General features: G+C 72.6%; 23 protein-coding genes. 9 read left to right on the top strand and 14 right to left on the bottom strand.

The features are described 5' to 3' along the window. Positions 1-31: 31 nt before the first annotated feature. Positions 32-232 (bottom strand): hypothetical protein, encoded by a 201-nt coding sequence (locus F6X53_RS06045; protein WP_150998179.1) that lies wholly within the window; start codon positions 230-232, stop codon positions 32-34. A 156-nt stretch (positions 233-388) separates the two neighbouring features. Here F6X53_RS06045 and F6X53_RS06040 point away from each other — a divergent pair, with 156 nt between their 5' ends. Continuing rightward, a complete protein-coding gene (locus F6X53_RS06040; protein WP_150998176.1) occupies positions 389-574 on the top strand; it encodes a hypothetical protein in 186 nt (61 codons plus the stop codon). A 111-nt stretch (positions 575-685) separates the two neighbouring features. Here the strand turns inward: F6X53_RS06040 and F6X53_RS06035 are convergent, their stop codons facing one another. From F6X53_RS06035 to F6X53_RS06015, 5 genes are all read right to left on the bottom strand, one after another. Beyond that, entirely contained in the window at positions 686-904 is a 219-nt protein-coding gene (locus F6X53_RS06035; protein WP_150998173.1) for a hypothetical protein, read from the bottom strand. A 59-nt stretch (positions 905-963) separates the two neighbouring features. Continuing rightward, positions 964-1,173, bottom strand: coding sequence for a hypothetical protein (locus F6X53_RS06030; RefSeq protein WP_150998170.1), 210 nt, complete (start codon positions 1,171-1,173; stop codon positions 964-966). Positions 1,174-1,195: 22 nt separating this feature from the next. Continuing rightward, on the bottom strand, positions 1,196-1,465 hold the full coding sequence (locus F6X53_RS06025) for a hypothetical protein (RefSeq protein WP_150998167.1): 270 nt from the start codon (positions 1,463-1,465) through the stop codon (positions 1,196-1,198). A gap of 267 nt (positions 1,466-1,732) precedes the next feature. Continuing rightward, positions 1,733-2,146 carry a DUF3830 family protein gene (locus F6X53_RS06020; RefSeq protein ID WP_150998164.1) on the bottom strand — a complete coding sequence of 138 codons (414 nt, stop codon included), beginning with the start codon at positions 2,144-2,146 and terminating at the stop codon, positions 1,733-1,735. A gap of 43 nt (positions 2,147-2,189) precedes the next feature. Then, a complete protein-coding gene (locus tag F6X53_RS06015) occupies positions 2,190-3,458 on the bottom strand; it encodes an allantoate amidohydrolase (RefSeq protein ID WP_150998162.1) in 1,269 nt (422 codons plus the stop codon). A gap of 201 nt (positions 3,459-3,659) precedes the next feature. Between F6X53_RS06015 and F6X53_RS06010 the strand changes: the two genes are divergently transcribed. Together F6X53_RS06010 and F6X53_RS06005 are read left to right on the top strand one after the other, a co-directional pair. Then, positions 3,660-4,538: a LysR substrate-binding domain-containing protein gene (locus tag F6X53_RS06010; RefSeq protein ID WP_150998160.1), complete on the top strand. Its 879-nt coding sequence runs from the start codon at positions 3,660-3,662 to the stop codon at positions 4,536-4,538. Between the two features lie 65 nt (positions 4,539-4,603). After that, a complete protein-coding gene (locus tag F6X53_RS06005) occupies positions 4,604-5,758 on the top strand; it encodes an iron-containing alcohol dehydrogenase (RefSeq protein ID WP_150998158.1) in 1,155 nt (384 codons plus the stop codon). A gap of 76 nt (positions 5,759-5,834) precedes the next feature. Here F6X53_RS06005 and F6X53_RS06000 read toward each other — a convergent pair whose 3' ends face one another. Next, the gene (locus F6X53_RS06000) at positions 5,835-6,083 is read right to left on the bottom strand and encodes a hypothetical protein (protein WP_150998156.1); all 249 of its coding nucleotides are present in this window, start codon (positions 6,081-6,083) and stop codon (positions 5,835-5,837) included. Positions 6,084-6,423: 340 nt separating this feature from the next. Here F6X53_RS06000 and F6X53_RS05995 point away from each other — a divergent pair, with 340 nt between their 5' ends. After that, complete coding sequence (locus tag F6X53_RS05995) at positions 6,424-7,785, top strand: 8-oxoguanine deaminase (RefSeq protein ID WP_150998154.1); 1,362 nt, start codon at positions 6,424-6,426, stop codon at positions 7,783-7,785. A 22-nt stretch (positions 7,786-7,807) separates the two neighbouring features. Here F6X53_RS05995 and uraD read toward each other — a convergent pair whose 3' ends face one another. Further along, entirely contained in the window at positions 7,808-8,692 is an 885-nt protein-coding gene (gene uraD, locus F6X53_RS05990) for a 2-oxo-4-hydroxy-4-carboxy-5-ureidoimidazoline decarboxylase (protein WP_150998270.1), read from the bottom strand. A gap of 321 nt (positions 8,693-9,013) precedes the next feature. On the opposite strand from uraD, the gene pucL reads away from it, so the two are divergent. The 5 genes from pucL to F6X53_RS05965 all read left to right on the top strand — a co-directional run bounded on the left by pucL (position 9,014) and on the right by F6X53_RS05965 (position 16,319). After that, entirely contained in the window at positions 9,014-9,853 is an 840-nt protein-coding gene (gene pucL, locus F6X53_RS05985; RefSeq protein ID WP_150998267.1) for a factor-independent urate hydroxylase, read from the top strand. 199 nt (positions 9,854-10,052) lie between these two features. Further along, complete coding sequence (locus F6X53_RS05980) at positions 10,053-10,880, top strand: FAD binding domain-containing protein (protein WP_150998152.1); 828 nt, start codon at positions 10,053-10,055, stop codon at positions 10,878-10,880. Next, positions 10,877-13,702 (top strand): molybdopterin-dependent oxidoreductase, encoded by a 2,826-nt coding sequence (locus F6X53_RS05975; RefSeq protein ID WP_150998150.1) that lies wholly within the window; start codon positions 10,877-10,879, stop codon positions 13,700-13,702. Before F6X53_RS05980 ends, F6X53_RS05975 begins: the two co-directional genes overlap by 4 nt. Before the next feature lie 206 nt (positions 13,703-13,908). Next, on the top strand, positions 13,909-14,448 hold the full coding sequence (locus tag F6X53_RS05970) for a FecR domain-containing protein (protein WP_150998148.1): 540 nt from the start codon (positions 13,909-13,911) through the stop codon (positions 14,446-14,448). Next, positions 14,448-16,319 carry a CHASE2 domain-containing protein gene (locus tag F6X53_RS05965; RefSeq protein WP_150998146.1) on the top strand — a complete coding sequence of 624 codons (1,872 nt, stop codon included), beginning with the start codon at positions 14,448-14,450 and terminating at the stop codon, positions 16,317-16,319. The genes F6X53_RS05970 and F6X53_RS05965 overlap by 1 nt, the downstream gene beginning before the upstream one ends. 100 nt (positions 16,320-16,419) lie before the next feature. Here the strand turns inward: F6X53_RS05965 and F6X53_RS05960 are convergent, their stop codons facing one another. The 6 genes from F6X53_RS05960 to F6X53_RS05940 all read right to left on the bottom strand — a co-directional run bounded on the left by F6X53_RS05960 (position 16,420) and on the right by F6X53_RS05940 (position 22,839). After that, positions 16,420-18,150, bottom strand: coding sequence for an IlvD/Edd family dehydratase (locus tag F6X53_RS05960; RefSeq protein WP_150998144.1), 1,731 nt, complete (start codon positions 18,148-18,150; stop codon positions 16,420-16,422). Positions 18,151-18,177: 27 nt separating this feature from the next. Then, positions 18,178-19,113 (bottom strand): dihydrodipicolinate synthase family protein, encoded by a 936-nt coding sequence (locus F6X53_RS05955; protein ID WP_150998142.1) that lies wholly within the window; start codon positions 19,111-19,113, stop codon positions 18,178-18,180. A 43-nt stretch (positions 19,114-19,156) separates the two neighbouring features. Further along, positions 19,157-19,942 carry an SDR family oxidoreductase gene (locus tag F6X53_RS05950; RefSeq protein ID WP_150998139.1) on the bottom strand — a complete coding sequence of 262 codons (786 nt, stop codon included), beginning with the start codon at positions 19,940-19,942 and terminating at the stop codon, positions 19,157-19,159. Positions 19,943-20,099: 157 nt separating this feature from the next. Further along, on the bottom strand, positions 20,100-20,237 hold the full coding sequence (locus tag F6X53_RS32205; RefSeq protein ID WP_191970719.1) for a hypothetical protein: 138 nt from the start codon (positions 20,235-20,237) through the stop codon (positions 20,100-20,102). 135 nt (positions 20,238-20,372) lie between these two features. Further along, complete coding sequence (locus F6X53_RS05945) at positions 20,373-21,410, bottom strand: NAD(P)-dependent oxidoreductase (protein ID WP_238296340.1); 1,038 nt, start codon at positions 21,408-21,410, stop codon at positions 20,373-20,375. Positions 21,411-21,441: 31 nt separating this feature from the next. Then, entirely contained in the window at positions 21,442-22,839 is a 1,398-nt protein-coding gene (locus tag F6X53_RS05940) for an FAD-binding oxidoreductase (RefSeq protein WP_150998137.1), read from the bottom strand. Positions 22,840-22,869 lie beyond the last annotated feature (30 nt).

Genomic DNA, 22,869 nt, shown 5'->3' with positions numbered 1-22,869 from the left:
GGGCGGAAATCCGCCCCGCCGCATCCTGGCGTCAGCGGCCGCCGATGCCCGGTCCGAGCAGCCGCTCGATCTCGGCTTCCCCGCGCCGGCGCGCGAGGGCCTCGGACGCATGGGGCTTGTCCGACCGCTGCAGGAGCTTGCCGCGCTCGCGGATGACCCAGGTGAAATGCCCTTCGGGCTTCTCGCAGGGCTTGATCTCGAGGGAGTAGGGATAGCTCGCATCAGTGCTCATGCCACGGATATGGCTCACGCGGCCGGCCCCCGCTACCGGTTTGGCGCCCTTTAATCGTCGTCGGCGGGAACTTTCTTCGATGGCCCGGACTGAATCAAGCCGATCTCCGGGTGCGCCCGGGGACCGGGCCCGCACCGACGCGTCGAGTTCGAAGCCATGATTGAGATCGAGACCCATTCCGGCCTGTGCGGCTCGGCCTTCGACGGAGTGGCGCAGGGGGTGGCGCGGGGACTCGGGCGCCTGTTTCCGCCGATCCATCTTCCGGTCGCGGTGGCGGGGCCGGAGCAACAGGCCGAGGCAGGCGAGACCCTGCCCGCGCCGACGGATCAGGCGGCCGCCTGACGACGCACCGCCCGTGTCGCCCCTCGTGTCGGGCCGGTTGCCGGGAAGCCGGGGTGCGGGATGATGCGGGCCCGGAAGCCCGCATCGATCGCGTCGAACTGGCCGGCCGGCTCAGGCCTCGGGTTCGGATTCCTCGGCGGCCGGCTGCGTCTCGGTTTCGGTCTCGGCCGTCTGAGGGCCGGGCTTGAACGGCGTCCGGCGCGACCGGTTCGAGGGTGCCTTCTCGGGCTTCTCGATTGCCGCCGTCTGCTCCGCGATGCGCTTTGCGCGGGCGTTGAAGTCGCTCATCGAGATGGAGCGGGCATGGCCGCTCCGGTTGTCGTTTGCCATCTGGGCCTCCGTGCCGCCTGCCGCGCAGGATGCGCCCAGGCTCGTCTAGGATCCGGCCCTCAGGAGGCCGGGTTCGAGGTCCGCGAGGCGGGCACGAGCTCAGGCTCCCGCGCATCGCAGGTGCCCGCTTCCGTGCTGCGGATGCGGTAGCCAGGCGGCTCGGCATCGTCGGGCAGCAGGCTCACGATCTCGTAGATCCGGTTGGCGTTGCGGGCTGCCGCCTGACTGCGCAGGCGAACGAGCTGGCCGAGCCGAAACTTGTGGGGCATGCCGGTCCCTCCGATCGCTGGATCAGGCGCTGCCGTGCGGGCCCCGTGCCGGCTTCGGGTCGGGGAAGGGGGACCGTGTCAGGCTCTGGATCGTTCGCTGCGGCCGACCGGATTTCTGGGCGATGACCTCATCCTGCGCCGTGATGACCGCGCGCGCGGGCTCGTCGCCGTCGAGGCCGCCGAGCACTTCGACGGGCACCCGGCGGTTGGAGGCCTGGGATCCGTCATCGTACACGACGTCGAACAGCACGGAACCGCGCTCCAGCGGTTTGGACTTGATACGCTTGCTCATGTCTCTCCGAGACTCGGACGGGCCTGACGGCCACGTAGAAATGCCAACGGCCACTGATGGCGGAATCGGGTGCGCGTACATCCGGCGTCACCTCCTCCCGGCACCGTGGCCGTCCCCGGTCCAGCGACGCTGGGCGTCACGACTGGCCTTGCCTGCATATGGGCCCGCAGCCGCGGATTTGCAACGCGCGGCGCCCCGCAACATCGGCGTCGGCCGCGGGCATCCCTCGGGACGCCCGCAGCGCGCGACCGCTCGGGGCAGACGGGGTCAGATTCGCTCGAAGCGGATCGGTTGGGCGCCCTTGTAGAGGGTCATGCGGCCGAGGTCGTAGACGTTCTCGAGGCCCTTCGTGATCGTCAGGAAATGATTTCCGGCAAGCTGCCCGACCTTGCTGGCGAAATGGACGCCGCCATAGGCGAGCAGGATCTCGGTCTCGCTGATTCCGCCCGGATAGAGGATCATCTGTCCGGGCGCCGGATAGCTGGTGTGGTTCTCGTAGCCGACGCCGAAATCGAGGTCGCCGAGGGGCATCCACACGCCTTCGCCGCTCCAGCGGACATGCACCATCTCGCTGACGAAGGGCAGTGCGTTGAGGAAGGCCGCACAGGTCTGGGGAGCCTTCTCGGTCTCCAGGCGGCCGATGAGGTCGTAGGGGCCTGCCTTGATCTTGAGCTCGGTCATCGTGGTGGGTCCTTTCCCGGGTAAACGCCGTGTCCGCGCCGGTTCAGCAGGCGGCGGGATCGAGGTGGTGGAGGAGGTCGACGAGGAGGCGCGCCGCGATGTCGGCATCCTCGACCGTGATGGCTTCGCGCGGCGAGTGGCTGATTCCCCCGGCGCAGCGCACGAAGATCATGCCGATCGGGCACAGGGCCGCGAGGGCGAGGCCGTCATGGCCGGCGCCGCTGGGCAAACGGCGCGAGCGGATCCCGAGCCGCCCTGCCCCGGCCTCGATCGCCGCGACGAGGCCGGGCGCGCAGGCAACGGCCGGCGCCTCGTAGAAGGAGTTCTTGGCGTAGGAGACGCCGCGCCGCGCCGCGATGGCGTCGAAGCGCGCGAAGAGGTCCGCGAGCGCCCGCGCCCGCGCCGCGTTGTCGGGGCTGCGGATGTCGATGGTGAAGCGGGTCTGCGCCGCGATGACGTTCACCGCTCCGCGCGGCACCTCGACGGTGCCGACGGTGGCGACCAGATCCGCGTCCGCGCGGGCGACCGCCTCGACCGCGAGGATCATCTCGGCGGCGGCCGCCGCCGCGTCGCGGCGCAGCCCCATCGGCACGGTGCCGGCATGTCCGGCCGCGCCCTCCACCACGACGCTGTAGCGCGCGGCTCCCGCGATGGCCGTGACGATGCCGACGGGCAGGTCCTCCGCCTCCAGCACCGGCCCCTGCTCGATATGGACCTCCAGATAGCCGAGCACGTCCGCCGGGGCGCGGGCGAGGCGCCCGACCCCCTCGGGATCGAGGCCGAACTTCGTCAGCGCGTCGCGCAGGCTGATCCCGTCGCCATCCTGGCAATCGAGGGCGGCCGGCTCGAAGCGTCCCGCGAGGGCCCGCGAGCCCGTCAGCGTCACGGGAAAGCGCACGCCCTCCTCGTCCCCGAAGGCCAGCACCTCGACGGCGAAGGGCATGCGGAGCCCGGCCTCATGAAGGGCCGCGACTGCCGCGATCGCCGTGACGACGCCGAGCGTGCCGTCGTAGCGGCCCGCATCGCGCACCGTGTCGATATGCGAGCCGAGGAGCAGGGCCGGTGCGCCCGGCCGATCGCCCTCGTAGCGCCCGACCACCGTGCCGGCCGCGTCGAACGTCACCCGCATGCCCGCCTCCTCCATCCAGGCGCCGACCTGACGCGCGGCAGCCGCGTGGGCCGGAGAGAGGAACAGGCGGGTGAGCAGGCCGGGCTCGTCCGTGAGCCCGGCGAGGATGTCGAGGCGTGCCATCACGGCGGTGCCGAGGCGCGTCCCGGAGGTGGCGGATGCGGCGTGGTCCGGCCTGCGCATCGGGCGTGATCTCCTGTGGCGGGCCTCGGCGCGGCTCCGGCCGAGGCGGCGCCAGCGGAGCATACGCTGTGCCGATGGCCGGATCCCGGCGCCGCGATCCGGCGGAGGGCGATATCCCGCGAGCATGCTGGTTCTCTATTCAGTCGTCCAATATCTTGTTCGAACCGATTGAGATGCAGATCCTCTGAGCCGAGCGGCGCCATGGAATTGCGGCACCTGCGCTACTTCGTGGCGGTCGCGGAGCAGCTGAGCTTCACCGCCGCAGCCGCGCGGCTCAGTGTCTCGCAGCCGCCCCTGAGCCAGCAGATCCGCGACCTCGAAGCCGAGCTGCGCACGGACCTGTTCGTGCGATCGAGCCGGCGTGTCGCCCTGACGGAGGCGGGCACCGCTTTCCTGGAACAAGCCCGCGCGATCCTGGCACAGGTCCGCCAAGCCGCGGACGAGGCCCGCGCCATCGGCAGCGGCCGGACCGGACGGCTCACCATCGGCCTCACCGGATCGATCCTGACGGGGCCGCTCGGGCACCTGATCCGGTGTTTCCGCGAGGATCACCCGGACGTCGACATCCGCCTCCACGAGATGCCCCCCGAGGCGCAACAGGCCGCCCTCCACGCGCGGCGCACCGATCTCAGCTTCCTGCGCAGCCCGCCGGACGATCCCGATCTCCGGGCGGAACTCGCCTGGCGCGAGCGGGTCGGCGTGGCCCTGCCCGAGGCCCATCCCCTCGCGGATCGCGCCAGCCTGCCGCTGATCGCCCTGCGCGATGCGCGCTATCTTTCCTTACGCCTCGCCGATTCGCGCTTCGCCAACACCCTGTGGGACGCCTGTCTGGCGAGCGGGTTCGTGCCGCGCCTGTCGCATCAGATGGTCGAGTCCCACGCGCTCCTCGGCCTCGTCGCGGCCGGGCTCGGCCTCGCTTTGGTGCCCGAATTCGTCGGCCGCCTGCCCTATCCGGGCATCGCCTATCGTCCGCTGGACGAGCCGGCCCCGAATGCCGACGTCTACGCGCTCGCCCGCGCCGATCCGGGTCCGATCGCCACGAACTTCCTGGCCGCGATGCGGACGCAGCTTTCGGGGTGAATCCGGCCCGAAGCCGGGCCATAGTCGCCCCGGTTCCCGTTCCGGCCCGATCCCAGGAGGCTCCGATGACGTTCCGCTTCAACACGGTCCGGGCGATCGTGTCCGGCCCCGGGACCAGCACGCGGCTCGCGGAGATCGTGGGCCCCGTGCTCGGCGCGCGGGTGCTCCTCGTCACGGATGCGGGCCTGCGTCAGATCGGACTCCTCGACCCGGCGCTCGCGAGCCTCGAAGCCGCCGGGATCCGCGTCGCGATCTTCGACGGCGTCGCGGCCGATCCGCCGGAAGCGAACATCCACGCGGCGCTGGCCGTCGCGGAGGCGCATGCGGCGACCGGGGTGCTCGCCATCGGCGGCGGCTCGCCCATGGACGTTGCCAAGATCGTGGCCCTGCTCGCCCGCAGCGGCGAGGCGCTGCCGGAGATCTACGGCCTCGACCGCGCGAAGGGTCCGCGCCTGCCCCTCGCGCTCGTGCCCACCACGGCCGGGACCGGCTCGGAGGCGACGCCGATCGCCATCGTCACCACCGGGGAGGCCGAGAAGAAGGGCGTGGTCTCGCCGCTGCTCCTGCCCGACATCGCGGTGCTCGACGCCGATCTCACCCTTGGCCTGCCGCCCGCCGTGACGGCGGCCACGGGCCTCGACGCGATGGTGCATGCCATCGAGGCCTACACCTCCGCCTCGCCGAACAACAATCCGATCTCGCGCGGCCTCGCCCGGCAGGCGCTGACGCTGCTTGGCGCCCATATCCGGCAGGCGACCTTCGTGGGGCGGGACGCGACCGCGCGCGAGGGCATGCTGCTCGGCTCGCTGCTCGCCGGCCAAGCCTTCGCGAACGCGCCGGTCGCGGCGGTCCACGCCCTCGCCTACCCGATCGGCGGCCATTACCACGTGCCGCACGGGCTCTCGAACGCGCTGGTGCTGCCGCATGTCCTGCGCTTCAATCGGGAGGCGGCCCTGTCGGCCTATGCGGAGATCGCACCGGACCTGTTCCCGGCCTTGGCCCCCCTCCCGGCTCCCGAGCGGGCGCAGGGTCTGATCGAGGGACTGGCCGCCCTCAGCCGCGAACTCGGGCTGCCGCAGCGCCTGCGAGAGGTCGGGATCGCGGCCGAGGCGCTGCCGCGACTGGCGCGGGATGCGATGAAGCAGACGCGCCTCCTCGTGAACAACCCGCGCCCGCTCACCGAAGCCGATATCCTGGCGATCTACACGGCCGCCCATTGAGATCGAACGCCCCGAGACGCCGACACCCTGTGCCGCCGCCCTTTGCCGCGTCGGCGCGACACCCCGGCGACGGCCGTCAGCGCCGCATGGTCCGGTGGCGGCAATATCCGCCATTGTCCTGGTAGCCGGCGGGACAGCGGCGCACGCAGGCGCCCGCGGCGAATTTGAGGGGCGGACGGCAGGCGTTCCGCAACCGCGGCTCGCTGAACATGTAGGATTTGGACGGGCTCACGGCCGCGGCCGGTGTGGCGGCGATCGGCGCGGCGCCCGCGAACAGCGCGATGGCGAGGGGAAACAGGGCGGCGCGGAGGTGACGAGGAGCCATGGAGGGTCTTCCGTTCTGGGGGCCGTGGAGAGAGCGCTGGTCCAACGCGCCCGCCACCCGGCGGTTCGGCCATTTCAGGAAAATATGTCTGCTCCCGTCCTCTTCGTGATGCGCGATCGCCCTGGCCCTGCGCCGGAACTGCGGCTGTTCGCATGGAGCGATCGGCGGCAGCCCCTTCTGCGAACGATCGACATGTCCGGGGCTCCCAGGATTGGCCGAGCCGACCCGGCGCCGTCGCACCGATCGACGTCGCGGGCATCGCTGGGACAGGCTTCCGGGCCGGCCTCGCCGGCCCTATCGTCCGAGCTGCCCAGCTTTCCCACAGAGAACGAGGAACCGGATGACGCAAGCCGAGACCGCGCCACGCCTCTGGATCCGCGACCCCCTGGCGATCCTGGCCGAGGGGGCCGGCGGGGGAATCGTGGTGCAGGGGAGCCGCATCGTCGAGCGCGTGCCCGCGGGCGCCAGGCCCGCGATCCCCGTGGACGAGACCTTCGAGGCCGGCCGGCACGTCGTCATCCCGGGCCTCGTCAACACCCATCACCACTTCTTCCAGACGCTGACGCGGGCCCACCCGCTCGCGATCAACAAGCCTCTCTTTCCCTGGCTGAAGGCCCTCTACACGGTCTGGCACCGGCTCACCCCCGAGGCGTTCCGGCTGGCGAGCCGCCTCGCCTACACGGAATTGCTGCTCTCGGGCTGCACCACGGCGGGCGACCACCATTACCTGTTCCCGAAGGGGCTCGAGGCCTCCGTCGACATCCAGGTGGAGGAAGCGCGGGAGGTGGGTATCCGGGCCCACGTCACCCGCGGCTCGATGAGCCTGTCCGAGCGCGACGGAGGCCTGCCGCCCGACAGCCTGGTGCAGGATGACGACACCATCCTGTCCGACAGCGAGCGGGTGCTCGGGATGTTCCACGATACCCGGCCCGGCGCGATGGTGCAGATCGGGCTCGCCCCCTGCTCGCCCTTCAACGTCACCAAGCGCCTGATGCGCGAGAGCGCGGCGCTGGCCGAGCGCCACGATTGTCGGCTGCATACCCATCTGGGCGAGACTCTCGACGAGGACGCCTATTGCCTCGCGGCATTCGGGCAGCGCCCGGTCGATTACCTCGAGGAGGTGGGCTGGATGAATCCCCGCACCTGGCTCGCCCACGGCATCCACTTCAACGACGACGAGGTCGCCCGCCTCGGCCGGGCCGGCGTCGGGGTGTGCCACTGCCCGACCTCGAACATGACGCTGGCCTCCGGCCGCTGCCGCACCTGCGAGTTGGAGGCGGCCGGCAGCCCCATCGGCCTCGGCGTCGACGGCTCGGCCTCGAACGACAATTCGAACCTGATCGAGGGCGTGCGCCATGCCCTGATGCTGAACCGCCTCACCTACGGCGCGGAGGCCGTGACCCATCTCGACGCCCTGCGCTGGGCCACCGAGGGGTCGGCCCGCTGCCTCGGCCGCAGCGATATCGGCCGGATCGCGGAAGGGCGCGAGGCGGATCTCGCCCTGTTCACCCTCGACGAGCTGCGCTTCTCGGGCGCGCACGATCCCCTGGCGGCCCTCGTCCTCTGCGGCGCCTATCGGGCGGACCGGGTGATGGTGGCGGGGCGCTGGCGGGTGCTCGACGGGCACCCCCTCGGCATCGAGACCGGGCGCCTGCGCGAGGACCATACCCGCCTCGCCCTGGACCTGTTCGGCGGCGCCTGAGCGGTGAGATCCCGGCTGCGCATCAGCTGCCCCGGTAGGTCTGGTAGCTCCACGGCGTGGCCACCAGGGGCACGTGGTAATGCCCCTCGGGGTCGGCCACGCCGAAGCGCAGGGTGACGATGTCGAGGAAGGGCGGGTCGGGCAGGTCGAGCCCGGCGGCACGGTAATGGTCGCCCAGCCGGAAGCGCAGTTCGTAGGCGGCGATCGGCACGGGGCGCCCGCCGATCAGGGGGTCGTCGGTGCGCCCGTCCGCGTTGGTGCGGGTCCGGGCCACCACCACGGTCTCGGTCTCGGAGACGCACTCGGCGAGGTCCACCGCGACGCCGGCGGCCGGGCGCCCCGCCGCGATGTCCAGGACATGGGTCGAGATGCGCCCGTTCGTGCCCAGCGGCCCTTCGCCCACCACGAGGGCATTCAGGCGGATCGCCGCGATGCGCAGCACCTCCGCCTCCGCCGTCCGGCGCTCGTCGGCGCGGTCGGCCTCGAGCCGTCGCGCGAAGTTGCGCAGGAGCGAGGCGCGCCCGTGCCGCTTGATGCAGAGAATGAAGGGGAAGCCGAAGCGGGCCCGGTAGGCCTCGTTGAGGGCCGCAAACCGGGCGTATTCCACCTCCGAGAGCCGGTCGAGGCCGGCGGAAGCCTGCTCGGCGATGGAATCGGGCGCGATCCGCCCCTCCCGCGCCGCCCGGCCGGCGAGTTCCGGATGGTTGGTGAGGAGCCCGAGGCGGCGCGCCTCGGGGGCCTCCGCGACGGCCTCGCGCATGGCCGCGAACAGGTCCTCGACCCGCCCGAAGGGCCGGCGCGCCGCGGCAGCCTCGGCGACCCAGGGCGCATGCTCGAACACCCCGCCGAGCGCCGCGACGAAATCGGGGGCGGGAAACGCGTTGAGAGCATCGAGGGTCCGGGTCATCGGGTGGGCCTCATCCTTCCGGCTCACGGGGCCTCGCGAGGCTTAGCAGATCACGCGCCACGCGGTCGCGTCCCGGCGCCCGTGGTTGGCGCCGATGCCTGGCTCGGGCTGACGACGATCCGCGCCGCCGTGACCGTCGCCTCTGTCCCGCTGGCCATCGTCAGGCCGCTGCCGCAGGCGCTGCGCCCGCTGTGGGAATCGGGCATCCTGCGCTCGGCGATCTCGGCGGCCCTGAACCTGTCCCTCCAGGGGCGCGGCAGCCGTGTCGATGCCCGCGACCGCGCCGAGCCGCGCGGGGCAACGGATTTCGAGGACACGACCATGGCCCTGACGGCATCGACCTACGGCAAGGCGCAGGTGCGCGTGATGCGCCTCAGCCGCGACGGCGACCATCACACCCCGCGCGAGCTGAGCCTGACGGTCCTGATGAAGGGGGCCTTCGAGGCCGCCTGGACCCGGGGCGACAACCGCGCCTGCGTGGCGACCGACAGCGTCAAGAACATCGTCAACGTCACGGCGGCCCGCAATCTCGACCTCGACAAGGAGGCCTTCGTCCGGGCGGTCGCGTCCGTGTTCCTCGACACCTACCCGCAGGTCGAGGCGGTGACGATCGAGGCGCTGGAGACGCGCTGGCTGCGCCACGCCTTCGACGGCCAGCCGCACGGCCACACCTTCACCCGAGACGGCAACGGCTTCGGCTATGTCGGGCTCGAGGCGAGCCGCGAGGGAGCGGTGCTGTGCTCGGGCCTGCGCGGCTACACCCTCATGAAGACCACGCAATCGGGCTGGGCCGGTTTCGTCGACGACCAGTACCGCACGCTCCCGGATGCCACCGACCGCATCGCCGCCACCAGCATGGACGCGACCTGGACCTGGACCGGCACGCCCGCCGACTACGCCGCCGCCAATGCCCGGGCGCTGGCCCTGATGATCGCGGTGTTCGGCACCACCTACAGCTACGGCGTCCAGGACAGCATGTACCGCATGGGCAGGGCGGTGCTGGCCGAGATCCCGGAGATTGCCGAGATCGGCTTCGCGATGCCCAACAAGCACTACATCCCGATCAATCTCGCGCCCTTCGGCCTCGAGAATCCCGGAACCGTGTTCCTGCCCACCGACGAGCCGCACGGGCAGATCGTGGCGACGATCGGCCGGGACTGACGCGAAGCCGGCATCGATGCTTTGAAAATCCCTGCGGCATACCGCTCGGGTTGCGCCTGTGACCTGCCAGAACGGGTCTTCCGGCGCCCTTGACCGGCCGACCGGGAGCGGCGGAAGACGGGTCGACCCGGGATGGGATCCCGGCGGGGCATGGCAGGCGGATTGCTTTGCCGGTTCCGCGGCAGCGGCAGGGACGGCGATGGATCTCAACGCGGTGGACGCCCTCCTCAGGCCGCGCCAACGGGCGGATCTGCCCCGGTGGCAGGCCGGCGATGCTTGGCTGGCCGGTGGGACCTGGCTGTTCTCCGAGCCGCAGGACGGGCTCGTCCGGCTCGTCGACCTGGCAGGCCTCGGCTGGCCATCCCACGCCATCGACCCCGACGGCCTGTCGATTTCCGCCACCTGCACCATCGCGGCGCTCAACCGGCTCGAACTGCCCAAGGACTGGATCGCCGCGCCGCTCCTGCCCGAATGCTGCCGGGCACTCCTCGGCTCGTTCAAGGTCTGGACCCTGGCGACCGTTGGCGGCAACCTCTGCATGGCCCTCCCCGCCGGGCCGATGATCGCCCTCGCGGCCGCCCTCGACGGATCCTGCCTGATCTGGACGCCGGATGGCGGCGAGCGCCGCCTGACCGTCACCGCCTTCGTGCGCGGTCCGCAGGAGACCGCGCTCAAACCCGGCGAGATCCTGCGCCGGATCGACCTGCCGGCCGCCGCGCTCCGCCGCCGCACGGCCTTCCGGCGCATCGCCCTCAGCCCGAACGGGCGCTCGGCCGCCCTGCTGATCGGCACCCGCGATCCGCGCGGCGCCTTCGCCCTGACCGTGACCGCCGCGACCCGGCGGCCGGTGCGCCTCGATCATGCCGCCCTCCCGGACGCCGCGGGGCTACGCGCCGCCCTCGCGGCGGCGATCCCGGCGGATCTCTGGTACGACGACGTCCACGGCGCGCCGGATTGGCGCGCCCACGTCACCCATCTCCTCGCCGAGGAGATCCGGGCTGAGCTCGCCGGGGAGGCCGCGCGATGAGGCTCACCGTCAACGGCACACCGCAGGAGGCCGAGCCGCGCCCCGGGCAGTGCCTGCGCACGCTCCTGCGCGAACTCGGCTGGTTCGGCGTGAAGAAGGGCTGCGATGCGGGGGATTGCGGCGCCTGCACCATCCATCTCGACGGCGAGCCGATCCATGCCTGCCTGCTGCCGGCCTTCCGGGCCGAGGGCCGGCAGGTCACCACCATCGAGGGCTTGGCCGGACCCTGCGCACCGGGCGAGCCGATGCCCGGGGTACGGCACCCGATGCAGGAGGCCTTCCTGGCGGCGCAGGGCTATCAATGCGGCTTCTGCACCCCCGGCATGGTGATGACGGCCTGCACCCTCGACCAGGGCCAGCGCCAGGACCTCGACGCGGCCCTCAAGGGCAATCTCTGCCGCTGCACCGGCTACCGCGCCATCCGGGATGCGGTCGCGGGACTCGGGGAGGCGGAGGCACGTCCGGAGGGCGATCCGGTCGGGCGCTGCCTGCCGGCGCCTCAGGGACCGGCCATCGTGTCGGGCCGGGCGGCCTTCACCTTCGATCTCGCCGTGCCGGGCCTCCTCCACCTCAAAGTTCTGCGCTCGCCCCACGCCCATGCGCGCATCCTCCACATCGACGCCTCCGCGGCCCGCGCGGTGCCGGGCGTCGTCGCGGTGTTCACGCATGCCGACGTGCCGAGAATCCGGTTCTCCACCGGCCGCCACGAGAATCCGGGCGACGACGCCCCCGACACCCTTCTCCTCGACGACGTGGTGCGCTTCGTCGGCCAGCGCGTCGCCGCGGTGGTGGCCGAGAGCGAGGCCGCCGCCGAGGCCGGGTGCCGGGCTTTGGCCGTCACCTACGCCCCGCATGCGGCCGTGTTCGAACCGGAAGCGGCCCTGCACCCGGACGCGCCCCTCGTCCACGAGGCGCGCGACGCGCCCGGCGCGGACGCGCCGCCGCGCTGCGCCCACCCGAATCTCGCCGCCGAGGCGCACGGCCTGATCGGCGACGTCGAGGCGGGCTTCGCCGAGGCCGACGCGGTCTACGAGGAGACCTACGCCGCGCAGCGCGTCCAGCACGCGCATCTCGAGACGCACGGCGCGGTCGGCTGGCTCGATCCGGACGGGCGCCTGACGATCCGGTCCTCCACGCAGGTCCCCTTCCTGACGCGCGACGCGCTCTGCACCCTGTTCGGCCTGGACCGGGCACGGGTGCGCGTCCTCTGCGGCCGGGTCGGCGGCGGCTTCGGCGGCAAGCAGGAGATGCTGACCGAAGATCTCGTGGCGCTCGCAATCCTGCGCACCGGGCGCCCGGTGAAATGGGAGCTGACCCGCCAGGAGCAGTTTCTCGCCACCACCACGCGCCACCCGATGCGGGTGCGGGTCAAGCTCGGCGCGAAGCGGGACGGGATGCTCACGGCCCTCGCGCTCCACGTCGTCTCCAACACGGGTGCCTACGCCAATCACGCCGGCGGCGTGCTGCACCATGGCTGCAACGAGGTGATCGGGGTCTATCGCTGCCCGAACAAGCGCGTGGACGGCTACGCCGCCTACACTCACACCGTCCCGAGCGGGGCCTTCCGCGGCTACGGCCTGAGCCAGACCATCTTCGCGGTGGAATCGGCAATGGATGAGCTGGCCCGCACCCTCGGGCTCGACCCCTTCGCCATGCGCCGCCGCAACGCCGTGCGCCCCGGCGACCCGATGGTCTCCACGAGCCTCGAACCGCACGACGTCCAGTACGGCAGCTACGGCCTCGATCAATGCCTCGACCTCGCCGAGGCGGCGCTGGCACGGCCAAGCGGCGAGCCGGCACCGCCGGGCTGGCGCGTCGGGCAAGGCATGGCGCTTGCGATGATCGACACGATCCCGCCGCGCGGGCATATCTCCGACGCGCGCGCGCGCCTCGAGGACGACGGCCGCTATACGGTCTTCGCCGGCACCGCCGAGTTCGGCAACGGCACCGCGACGGTCCACGCCCAGATCGCCGCCCACGCCCTCGGCACGACCATCGACCGCATCACCCTGCGCCACGCCGATACCGACGCGGTCGGCCACGACACCGGCGCCTATGGCAGCACCGGCACGGTGGTGGCCGGGCGGGCCGTTCTGAAGGCCGCGACCGCGCTCGCCGCCCGCCTTCGCGCGGCCGCGGCCGCCCGTGCCGGGTGCGACCCCGATGCCTGCCGCCTCCGGCCCGATCGGATCACCTGGGCCGACGGCGAGATCGCGCTGGCGGCGCTCGCGGAAGGCGGGATCGAGGCCGCGGGCCGGGCGGATGGCAGCCCGCGCTCCGTCGCCTTCAACGTCCAGGCCTTCCGGGTGGCGGTGCATCCCGCGAGTGGCGCGGTGCGCATCCTCCGCAGCGTCCACGCGGCGGATGCCGGGCGCGTCATCAACCCGATGCAGTGCCGGGGCCAGATCGAGGGCGGCGTCGCCCAGGCGCTCGGCGCGGCCCTGTACGAGGACATGCATCCGGATGCGGCCGGGCGCGTCGGCGCCCAGAGCTTCCGTAACTACCATATCCCGGCCATCGCCGACGTTCCGCGCACCGAGGTGCTGTTCGCCGAGACCTACGACGCGGTCGGGCCGCTCGGCGCCAAATCGATGAGCGAGAGCCCCTACAATCCGGTTGCCCCCGCCCTCGCCAACGCGATCCGGGACGCCACCGGGGCGCGGCTCACCGCGACCCCCTTCGCGCCGGATCGGATCTACAGGGCCGTGATGGCCGGAACGGCTTCGTCCCCCTCTGCCGAGGGGCCGATGGCCGCCGGGCCGGATGCCGGCGAGGCCCCTGATGTGACCCGCCGCGCCTGTGCTCCGCGTCCCCTCGACTGAAGGTCGTCGCGTTCGGTCCGCATCCCGACCGAGACCGCCCGTCTGCGTGTCCTTCGCCTCCGCAAGCTGTAGGGTCGCGGCCCGGCGGCCGGTCTCATCGCCTCGGCAGGTCGGAGCGCGATCCCTCCGCGACCGGAGGGACCGGCGCTCCGCCGCGCGATGCGACGGGTTCATCGCGCCGCCGCGGGCCTGACCAGGAGGGCAGGATGCCGGGTGTTGTTCCGGGCCGGCGCGGGCCGCTCCGTGTCACCGTCGCGACGGCGATCCTGTCGGGCGCAATCCTGTCGAGCGGGCCGGTCGGCGCGCAGACCCGCGGCTGCACGGTGACGCCCTATACGGATCCGCCGCGCCAGGTCCTGTCCTGCGCCGACGGGCTGACGATCAGCGCCGAGAGCGGCACCGCCTACAAGCTCATCGACCGCAACCGGGACGGGCGTCCCGAGGGCGCCGAGGTGACGAGCCGCGGCCTCCTCATCGACGTTCCGCCCCGCCGCGGCGGCTTCCAGATCCTCGCGCCGCACGCGGTGGCGTCGGTGCGCGGCACGGTCTGGGCCGTCGACGTCTCCGCCCAGAAGACCTCGGTCTTCGTGCGCGAGGGCAGCGTCGCCGTGGCGCGGCCCGGGGGCCAGGCGGTGACGCTCCAGGCGGGCGAGGGCATCGACGTGGAGGCCGGGGGCACCTCGCTCCACGTGCAGCGATGGAGTTCGGAGCGCGCGGCCGGGCTGCTCGCGCGTTTCGGCCGCTGATGCCGGCATGGCCGCGCTACGGGCGGCGCGCCCATGCCGCCGTGGCCGCAATCCTGGCGCTCGCGGCCTCAATCCTCATCGCGACAGGGCATCTCGACGGACGCGCGAGCGTCCTCGACCGGATCGAGTCACCGCTCCTCGATCTCCGTTTCCTTCTGGTCGGGCCCGAATCCGCGCCGGGCCACATCGTCATCGTCGCCCTCGACGACGAGGCCATCCGCGAGGCCGGCGCCTACCCGCTGCCGCGCGCCACGCTGGCGCGGCTCGTCCGCGCCTTGGCGGGGACGCGGCCCCGGGCGATCGGCCTCGACCTTCTGCTCCTCGACCGCGGGCCGGACGCGGCGGATGCCGACCTCGCCGCCGCGCTCCGGGAATCCGGCGCCGTCCTGGCGGCCGCGGCCGCGTTCCGGGGTGGGGCGCCGGGGGGCGCCGAAGCCGTGCCGATCCCGGGTCTCCCCGTCGCCGAGCGCCTGCGCTGGCCGATCGAGCGCTTTCGCGAGGGCACCGGCATCGGCCTCGTGAACATCGCCACGGACCATGCCGGCACTCCGCGCCACGTGCCGCTCCTGATCCGGCACGGGGACACCGCCCTGCCATCCTTCCCCTTGCGCCTCGCCGCGCAGGCGGCCCGCGCGGAACCGGTGCTCGAGGCCGGACGGATCGCGGTCGGCGCAGCCCGGTCGCGTCCGGATCTCGGCCTCAACCTGCCCCTTCGCTTCTACGGCCCGCGCGGAACCATCCGGACCGTGAGCGCGGGCGCCGTCCTGCGGGGCGACGTCGAGGCCGAGGAGTTGCGCGACCGGATCGTCATCGTCGGCGCCACGGCGTTCGGGGCGGCCGACACCTTCGCGATGCCCTACGATCCCGTGCTGCCCGGCGTCGAGGTGCTGGCGACGGCGGTCGGCCACCTCTCCACCGGCGACGGCCTCGTGCGCGACGCCGTGGTTCGGCGCATCGATGCGGGGGCGGCGATCCTCCTCGCCGTCGCCGCCGCGCTGCTGGTTTCCCTCGCCCCGGCCGGTCCCGCCCTCGCGGTCGTGATCCTCGCCGCCCTGGCCTGGCTGGTTGCGACCGTGATCGCCTTCGGGGCGCATCTCTGGCTGAGCGCCGCCATGCCGCTCGCCGCGATGATCCCGGGCCTGCTCTACGGGCTCCTCGGCCGTCTTGGGCTCGACCGGCGCCGCGCGCGCGAGCTCGCGCGGTCGGAATCCGCCTTGAGCCTGTTCCACCCTCCGGCGCTCGCGGCCCGGCTCGCCCGGGACCCGGGCTTCCTCGCCGCGCCGGTGACGCAGGAGGTCGGGATCGTCTTCGTCGATCTCAGCGGATTTACGCGCCTGAGCGAACGGCTCGGATCGCAGGAAACCGAGCTGTTCCTGCGCGCCTATCACGGCGTCGTGGAGGCGCAGATCAGCCGGCACGGCGGCGTGGTGCTGAGCTTCATGGGCGACGGGGCGCTCGCGGTGTTCGGCCTGCTCGATCCGGGGCCCGACGATGCCCGGCAGGCGCTCCGGGCCGCCGACGGACTCGTGACGCAGATCCGCTCCTGGCTCGCCGCGCATCGGGCGACACGGGGCCGGCCCGTCGACCTGCGCGTCGGAGCCCATCATGGCGAGGTCGTCGCCTCGCGCCTCGGGGCGGCCGATCACCAGCAGATCGCGGTGGCGGGCGACAGCGTGAACGTGGCGAGCCGCCTGATGGAGGTCGCCAAGGACCTCGGCGCCGCCCTCGTGGTCAGCACGGACCTGCTCGCCGCGAGCGGGGTCGCGGCTGCCGAGATGCCCTTCGAGGGCGAGCGGGCCGTGGCGATCCGGGGGCGCGCGGAGCCCCTGCGGGTCGCCTATCGCTGGGGCGGGACGGGACCCGCCCACTGAGGCGGCCCGGGCTGTCGCCGTGGGACGAGCCGCAAGCCCAACTGCGGCAAGCCCGGCGGCCCCAACAGGCGGCGATCGATCGCCTCGGCGGGGCCGGGACCTACGGTCCTGCGGATCCTTCTCCGGGCGGCTTCGGCGCGGCGCGCAGGAACGCGAAGTCGCAGCCCTCGTCCGCCTGCAGGACCGTGTCGTGGAAGAGGCGGGCATAGCCGCGCTCCGCCCAGACGGGCCGGGGCGTCGGTTCCTGCGCGGCGCGCCGGCGCGCGAGCTCCGCCTCGTCCACCAGCAGGTCGATGCGCCGTCCCGCGGTGTCGAGGCGGATGCGGTCCCCGGTCCGGACGAGGCCGAGCGGGCCGCCATCGGCGGATTCCGGGGTGATGTGCAGCACGATGGTGCCGAAGGCGGTGCCGCTCATGCGCGCGTCCGAGATGCGCACCATGTCCTTGACCCCGCGCGCCAGGAGTTTCTTCGGGATCGGCAGGTAGCCCGCCTCCGGCATGCCGGGCGCGCCCTTGGGGCCGCCGTTCTGCAGGACCAGGATGTCCTCGGGCGCGACGTCGAGCTCGGGATCGTCGATCCGGGTCGTCATGTCGAGGATCGACGTGAACACGATCGCCCGCCCGGTATGCTGGAGGAGCGACGGGCTCGCGGCGCTGTGCTTGATCAGGGCGCCGCGGGGCGCGAGGTTGCCGCGCAGGACCGCCATGGCGCCGACCGGCTTGATCGGATCCGTGCCTGAGCGGATCACCGTCTGGCCGGGGACCTCCTCGGCCGCCGCCACCACGTCCCGGAGCGTCCCGCCCGCCACTGTCCGGGCGTCGAGGTCGAGGTGGTCGCCGAGCCGGCGCATCAGCGCCGGCACGCCGCCCGCATGGTGGAAATGCTCCATGTAGTGCTCGCCGGAGGGTTTTAGGTCGATCAGCACCGGCGCGGTCCGGCCGAGAGCGTCGAAGGCGTCGAGGTCGATCCGGTTCGGCGTCCGGTTGGCGATCGCCGTGAGATGGATCAGCCCGTTGGTGGAGCCGCCGATCGCCTGCATGACGATCTGGGCGTTCCGGAAGGAGGCGGGCGTCAGGAGGTCGCTCGGGCGCGGGCCGCCCGACATCGCCATCGCGGCGGCGCGCCGGCCGCTCTGCTCGGCGATCCGGATGCGTTCGGCATGGGGGGCCGGCACGGTCGCGCTCATGGGTAGGGCCAAGCCGAGCGCCTCCGCGATGCAGGCCATCGTGCTCGCCGTGCCCATCACCATGCAGGTGCCGACGGAGGGCGCGAGCCGGCCGTTGACCCGCTCGATCTCGTCCTCGTCGATCGTCCCGGCCCGGTGCGCGCCCCAGAGCCGGCGGCAATCCGTGCAGGCGCCGAGCACCTCGCCCTTGTGGTGGCCCACCACCATGGGCCCCACCGGGATCACCACGCTCGGCAGGTCGACGCTCGCCACCGCCATGATCTGCGCCGGCAGGGTCTTGTCGCAGCCCCCGATCACGATGACGGCGTCCATCGGCTGGGCCCGGATCATCTCCTCGGTATCCATCGCCATCAGGTTGCGCAGGTACATCGAGGTCGGGTGGGCGAAGCTCTCGTGGATCGAGATCGTCGGGAACACCATCGGGAGGCCGCCGGCCAGCATCACGCCGCGCTTGGCCGCCTCGATCAGGGCCGGGGCGTTGCCGTGGCACGGATTGTAGTCGCTCGCCGTGTTGGTGATGCCGACGATCGGCCGGTCGAGGGCGTCGTCCGAGTAGCCCGCGGCCTTGATGAAGGCCTTGCGCAGGAACAGGGAGAAGCCGGCATCGCCGTAGCTGGTGAGGCCCTTGCGCAGACCCTTGCTCATGGTGTCGGCCTCGTCCGTCCAGGGAAGTCAGGTCGCCATCCGGGCGCGGGGATCGACGCGGGCGATGCGCGACAGCAGGTAATCGACCTCGCCCTTCGCCTGCGCCGAGAGGCTGGCGGCGGGCTTGCGCTGGGCGTCCGAGGCGAAGATCCCGCGCCGCTGGAACACGTATTTGCGCACGGCGAGGCCGAGCGGGCCCTGCTGCTGCTCGTAGCGCAGATAGGGCAGGTGCGCGTCGAACAGGTCGTGGGCCGCGTCGCGCTGGCCTGCCGCCGAGAGGCGGACCACGTCGACCAGCATCTCCGGGAAGGCGTAGCCGGTATTCGCCCCGTCCGCGCCGCGCTCCATCTCGAAATCGAGGAACAGGCCGCCATTGCCGGTCAGGATCGCGATGTGGCGCATCGACCCGTCCTGCTCGAAGGCGCGCAGCGCCGTGATCTTGTCGAGGCCCGGCCAGTCCTCGTGCTTGAGCATGACGCAGGACGGGGTCTCGGTCACGATCCGGCGGATCACCGATGGCGTCATCACCACCGAGAAGGTCAGCGGGTAATCCTGGATCACGAAGGGCACGTCGGGGCCGATCGCCTCGGCGGCGTTGCGGTAATAGGCGACAATCTGGTCGTCGGTGCGCAGGGTGTTGGGCGGGCCGATCATGACGCCGGCCGCACCGAGCTCCATCACCTCGCGGGCGAGCGCCCGCATCGCCGCGAAGCCCGGCGCCGAGACGCCGACGAGGACCGGGATGGTCAGGCGCCCGATGACGCGCCGGGCGATGGCGACCGCCTCCGCATGATCGAGCTTGGGCGCCTCGCCGAGCTGGCCCAGGATGGTGACGCCGTCGACCTCCGCGCCGAGGAAGAAATCGGCCATGCGGTCGAGGGAGGTCTCGTCGACGCGCCCGTCGGGGTGGAAGGGCGTCGGGGCGATCGGGATCACGCCCTTGATCGCGCTGGTCAGAGCCATGGTGTCCTCCTGGGTTTGCGGGCCCGATATCACGCGGCGCGCGTCAGACGCTCGGGATCAGGCCGCCGTCGATCCGCGTCACCGATCCGGTGACGTAGGAGGCCCGCGTGCTCGCCAGGAAGGTCACCACGTCGGCGTATTCGCGCGGGTCGCCGTAGCGTCCGAGCGGGATGGCGGCCGTGCTCTCGGCCGTGACCGCGGCGGGCTCGCGCCCCTCGCGCTTCGCCTTGGCCTCGTCGAGGAACAGGATGCGCTTCGTGGCGATGCGCCCGGGCAGCACGATGTTGACCGTGACGCCGTCCGGCCCGACCTCGCGGGCGAGGGTCTTCGACCAGCCGACGAGCGAGAGCCGCAGCGCGTTCGAGATGGCGAGATTCGCGATCGGCGCGACGACGCCCGAGGAGGTGCTGGTGATCACCCGGCCCCAGCGGCGCGCCCGCATCTGCGGCAGGACCCGATCGGTCACGGCGATCACCGAGACCACCATGGCCTGGAACTGCTTCGCCCAGGTCTCCGGCGGCTGCCCGGCTGCCGGGGTCGGCGGCGGGCCGCCCGTGTTGTTGACGAGGATGTCGACCGGGCCGAACCGCGCCTCGATCGCGCTCACATGCCCCTCGATCTGGGCAAGGTCGGCGAGGTCCCAGGTCAGGGCGAGCCCCTCGGATCCGGCCGCCGCGATCGCCTGCATCGTCGGTGCGAGGGAATCCGCGTCGATGTCGGCGACGGCGACGCGGGCGCCCTCCCCCGCGAGCGAGGTCGCGATAGCCCGCCCCAGTCCGCCGCCGGCCCCGAGCACGAGGGCCGTCTTTCCGCGCAGACCCAGATCCATGAACGTCTCCTCGGTTGCGTGTGCTTCGCGTTCGCCACCTCTTAGGACGTGAGGGACCCGGGGTTAAGCGCGGGTCCGCATCTTTCACCCGATATCCGCTCGCGTGCCGGCTTCCTTCGACGCCGCGCGACGCCCGGCGGACCGCCGCCGCCGCGGGTCAGAGCGGATGGCTGCCCGAGTCGATGAGGCGCTGATAATGGCCGAGCCAAGCCTGGATCATGCGGTCGAACAGGCCGCGCTCCGGCGCGCTGCGGGGCTGGCCGGGGCCGGCCCAGGTGGGAATCGAGGTGGGCATTGCGGTCTCGCGAGGATCTCGAAGGGCGAAGCGGGATGCTTCCGAAGACCCGAGATGCGCTTCATGCTGCGGTGCAGCAATCGCCCGCGCGACATCGCGCGCATGCGGTGGCGGCATGCGGTCGGTGAGGCTTCGTCAACGAACCGCGGGCTCACCCCTCTCCGCCCGGCCGGTCCTGCGGCTCAGGTTCGCCAGCGCCTCCGGGTTGACGAGGTTGCGCGGCGGCGCGCCGGCGAGGATGCGCAGCATCTCCTCGGCCGCGCCGCGACCCATGACGCGCAGGCTCGTGGCGCTGGTGCCGGCGACATGCGGTGTCAGGAGCAGGTTCGGGCAGGCAAGGAGCGGGTGATCGCCAGGCAGCGGCTGGATCTCGAAGACGTCGAGGGCGGCCCCCGCGATCCGGCCCGCCATCAGGGCCTCGGCGAGGGCTGCGGCCTCGACGATCGGGCCCCGCGCCACGTTGATGAGGACCGCGCGCCCGCGCATACGGCGGATCAGACGGGCATCGACGAGGCCGCGCGTCGCGTCATTCAGCGGGCAGGCGACCACGACGGCGTCGCTCTCGGAGAACAGGGTCTCCCGGTCGACCGGCTCGATCAGCCCGTCGAGGTTGCGGTTGCTGCGCGAATGGCCGAGCACCCGCATGCCGAAGCCGGCCTTGGCGATCCCGGCGACCCGGCGCCCGATCTCGCCGGTGCCGAGGATGCCCAGCGTGCTGCCGCCGACCTCGTCGAGATCGCTCGCGAGCGGCTTGGCGGCGATCCAGCCCCTGTCCCGCAGGATCGCGTCGAGGCTCGCGAGCTTCCGGCGCAGATGGAACAGGGCCGCGAAGACGTGCTCGGCGACCGCCTGGGTGTTGCTGCCGGGCAGGTTCGCGACCGGGATGCCCCGCGCCGTCGCGGCCGGGATTGGGACGAAGTCGAGCCCGACACCGTGGCGGACGATGCCGCGCAGGTGCGGCGCGTGGTCGAGGATGTCGTCCGGGAGCTGGGCGCGCACGATGAGCCCCGTCGCCTCGGCCGCGAGGGCGCGGAGCGTCTCCGCGCGGGTGTCGGGGGCGGTGATCAGGCGGGCCCGGGGCCGCAGCAGCGCCTCCGCCTCCGGGTGGATCGGGTTCGTCATCACCACGAGAGGCAGGATCTCGCGGGCCGGGCCGGTGGAGGGATCGCTCACGGGGCTGAAGCTCCGGTCTGGGGGAGACGCGTTACGGGGGCAGCACCTTGCCGGGATTCATCAGGCCCTGCGGGTCGATCGCGTGCTTGATCCGGCGCGCGAGGTCGAGCTCCGCCGGCCGGCGGTGGCGCTGAAGCTCCGCCACCCGGTACTGCCCGATGCCGTGCTCGGCCGAGATGCTTCCGCCGAAGCGCTCGACCACGCCGTGCACGATGGCGTTGATGGCCTCGGTGGTGTCGTCCGGGCCGACCAGGACGTTGTAGTGGATGTTGCCGTCACCCATGTGGCCGAAGACGTTGCCGCGGGCCGCCGGCGCCCCGGCGGCAAGGGCGCGCGCGGTCTCGTCGAGGAAAGCTGGGATCGCCGAGATCGGCACCGAGACGTCGTGCTTCACGCTTCGGCCAGTGCGGCCTTCCGCCTCCGAGACCCCCTCGCGCAGCGCCCAGAGCCCGGCCGCCTGCTGGCCGGATTCCGCCAGGACGCCGTCGACCGCATCGCCGCTCTCGAGGGCTGCCCCGAGCACGGATTCGAAGGCCTCGCGCAGGCCGAGCAGGCTCGATCCGGCCTCGATCAGCACGGACCAGGCCGCGCCCGCGAGGGGGCTGTGCAGGCCCGCATGCTCGGCGACGAGGTCCATCGAGGTGCGGGAGATCAGCTCGAAGGCCTGGATTGTTTCGCCGAGCGCGTCGTGGGCCCCGTGCAGGATCCGCAGGGCCGCCGCCGGATCCGCGACGGCGAGGAGTGCCGTCGCGGTGTGGCGCGGCCGGGCGACGAGGCGCAGGATCGCCGCGGTGACGATCCCGAGGGTTCCCTCCGCGCCGATGAAGAGCTGCTTCCAGTCGTAGCCCGCATTGTCCTTCCGGAGCGCCCGCAGGCCGTCCAGGACCGTCCCGTCGGGGAGCACCACCTCGAGGCCGAGGACGAGGCCACGGGTCATGCCGTAGCGCAGCACGTTGAGGCCCCCGGCATTGGTCGCCACGATCCCGCCGATCATCGCCGAGCCCTCCGCCGCGAGCGTCACGGGCAGGAACCGGCCGGCGGCCTCGGCCGCGTCCTTGGCCTGGCGCAGGATGCAGCCCGCCTCGGCCTCGATCGTGAGGCCGACCGGATCGACGGCCCGCACGGCGTTCATGCGCGCGAGGGAGAGCACGATCTGCCGCCCGGAGGCGTCCGGCGTCGCCGCGCCGGCGAGCCCCGTATGGCCGCCCTGGGGCACGATCGGGACGCCGGCCGCCCGACAGAGATCGACCACGGCCGCGACGTCTGCGGTGCTCCCCGGGCGCGCGACCGCCGCGGGCCGGCCGTGAAACATCCGGCGCCAATCGATCGCGTAGGGCGCGAGATCGGCCGCGTCGGTGACGAGGCCGGCGGGGCCGAGCCGCGCCCCGAGCCGCGCGAGCAGGTCCGGAATCCCGGCGCTGGCATCCATGGTCGTCTCCTCTCAGGCGCTGGCGGCCGG

This window comes from Methylobacterium soli, from assembly GCF_008806385.1.
Lineage (GTDB): Bacteria > Pseudomonadota > Alphaproteobacteria > Rhizobiales > Beijerinckiaceae > Methylobacterium > Methylobacterium soli.
The sequence above is the reverse complement of the archived record's forward strand: the minus strand, read 5'-3'. Positions and strand labels throughout refer to the sequence as shown.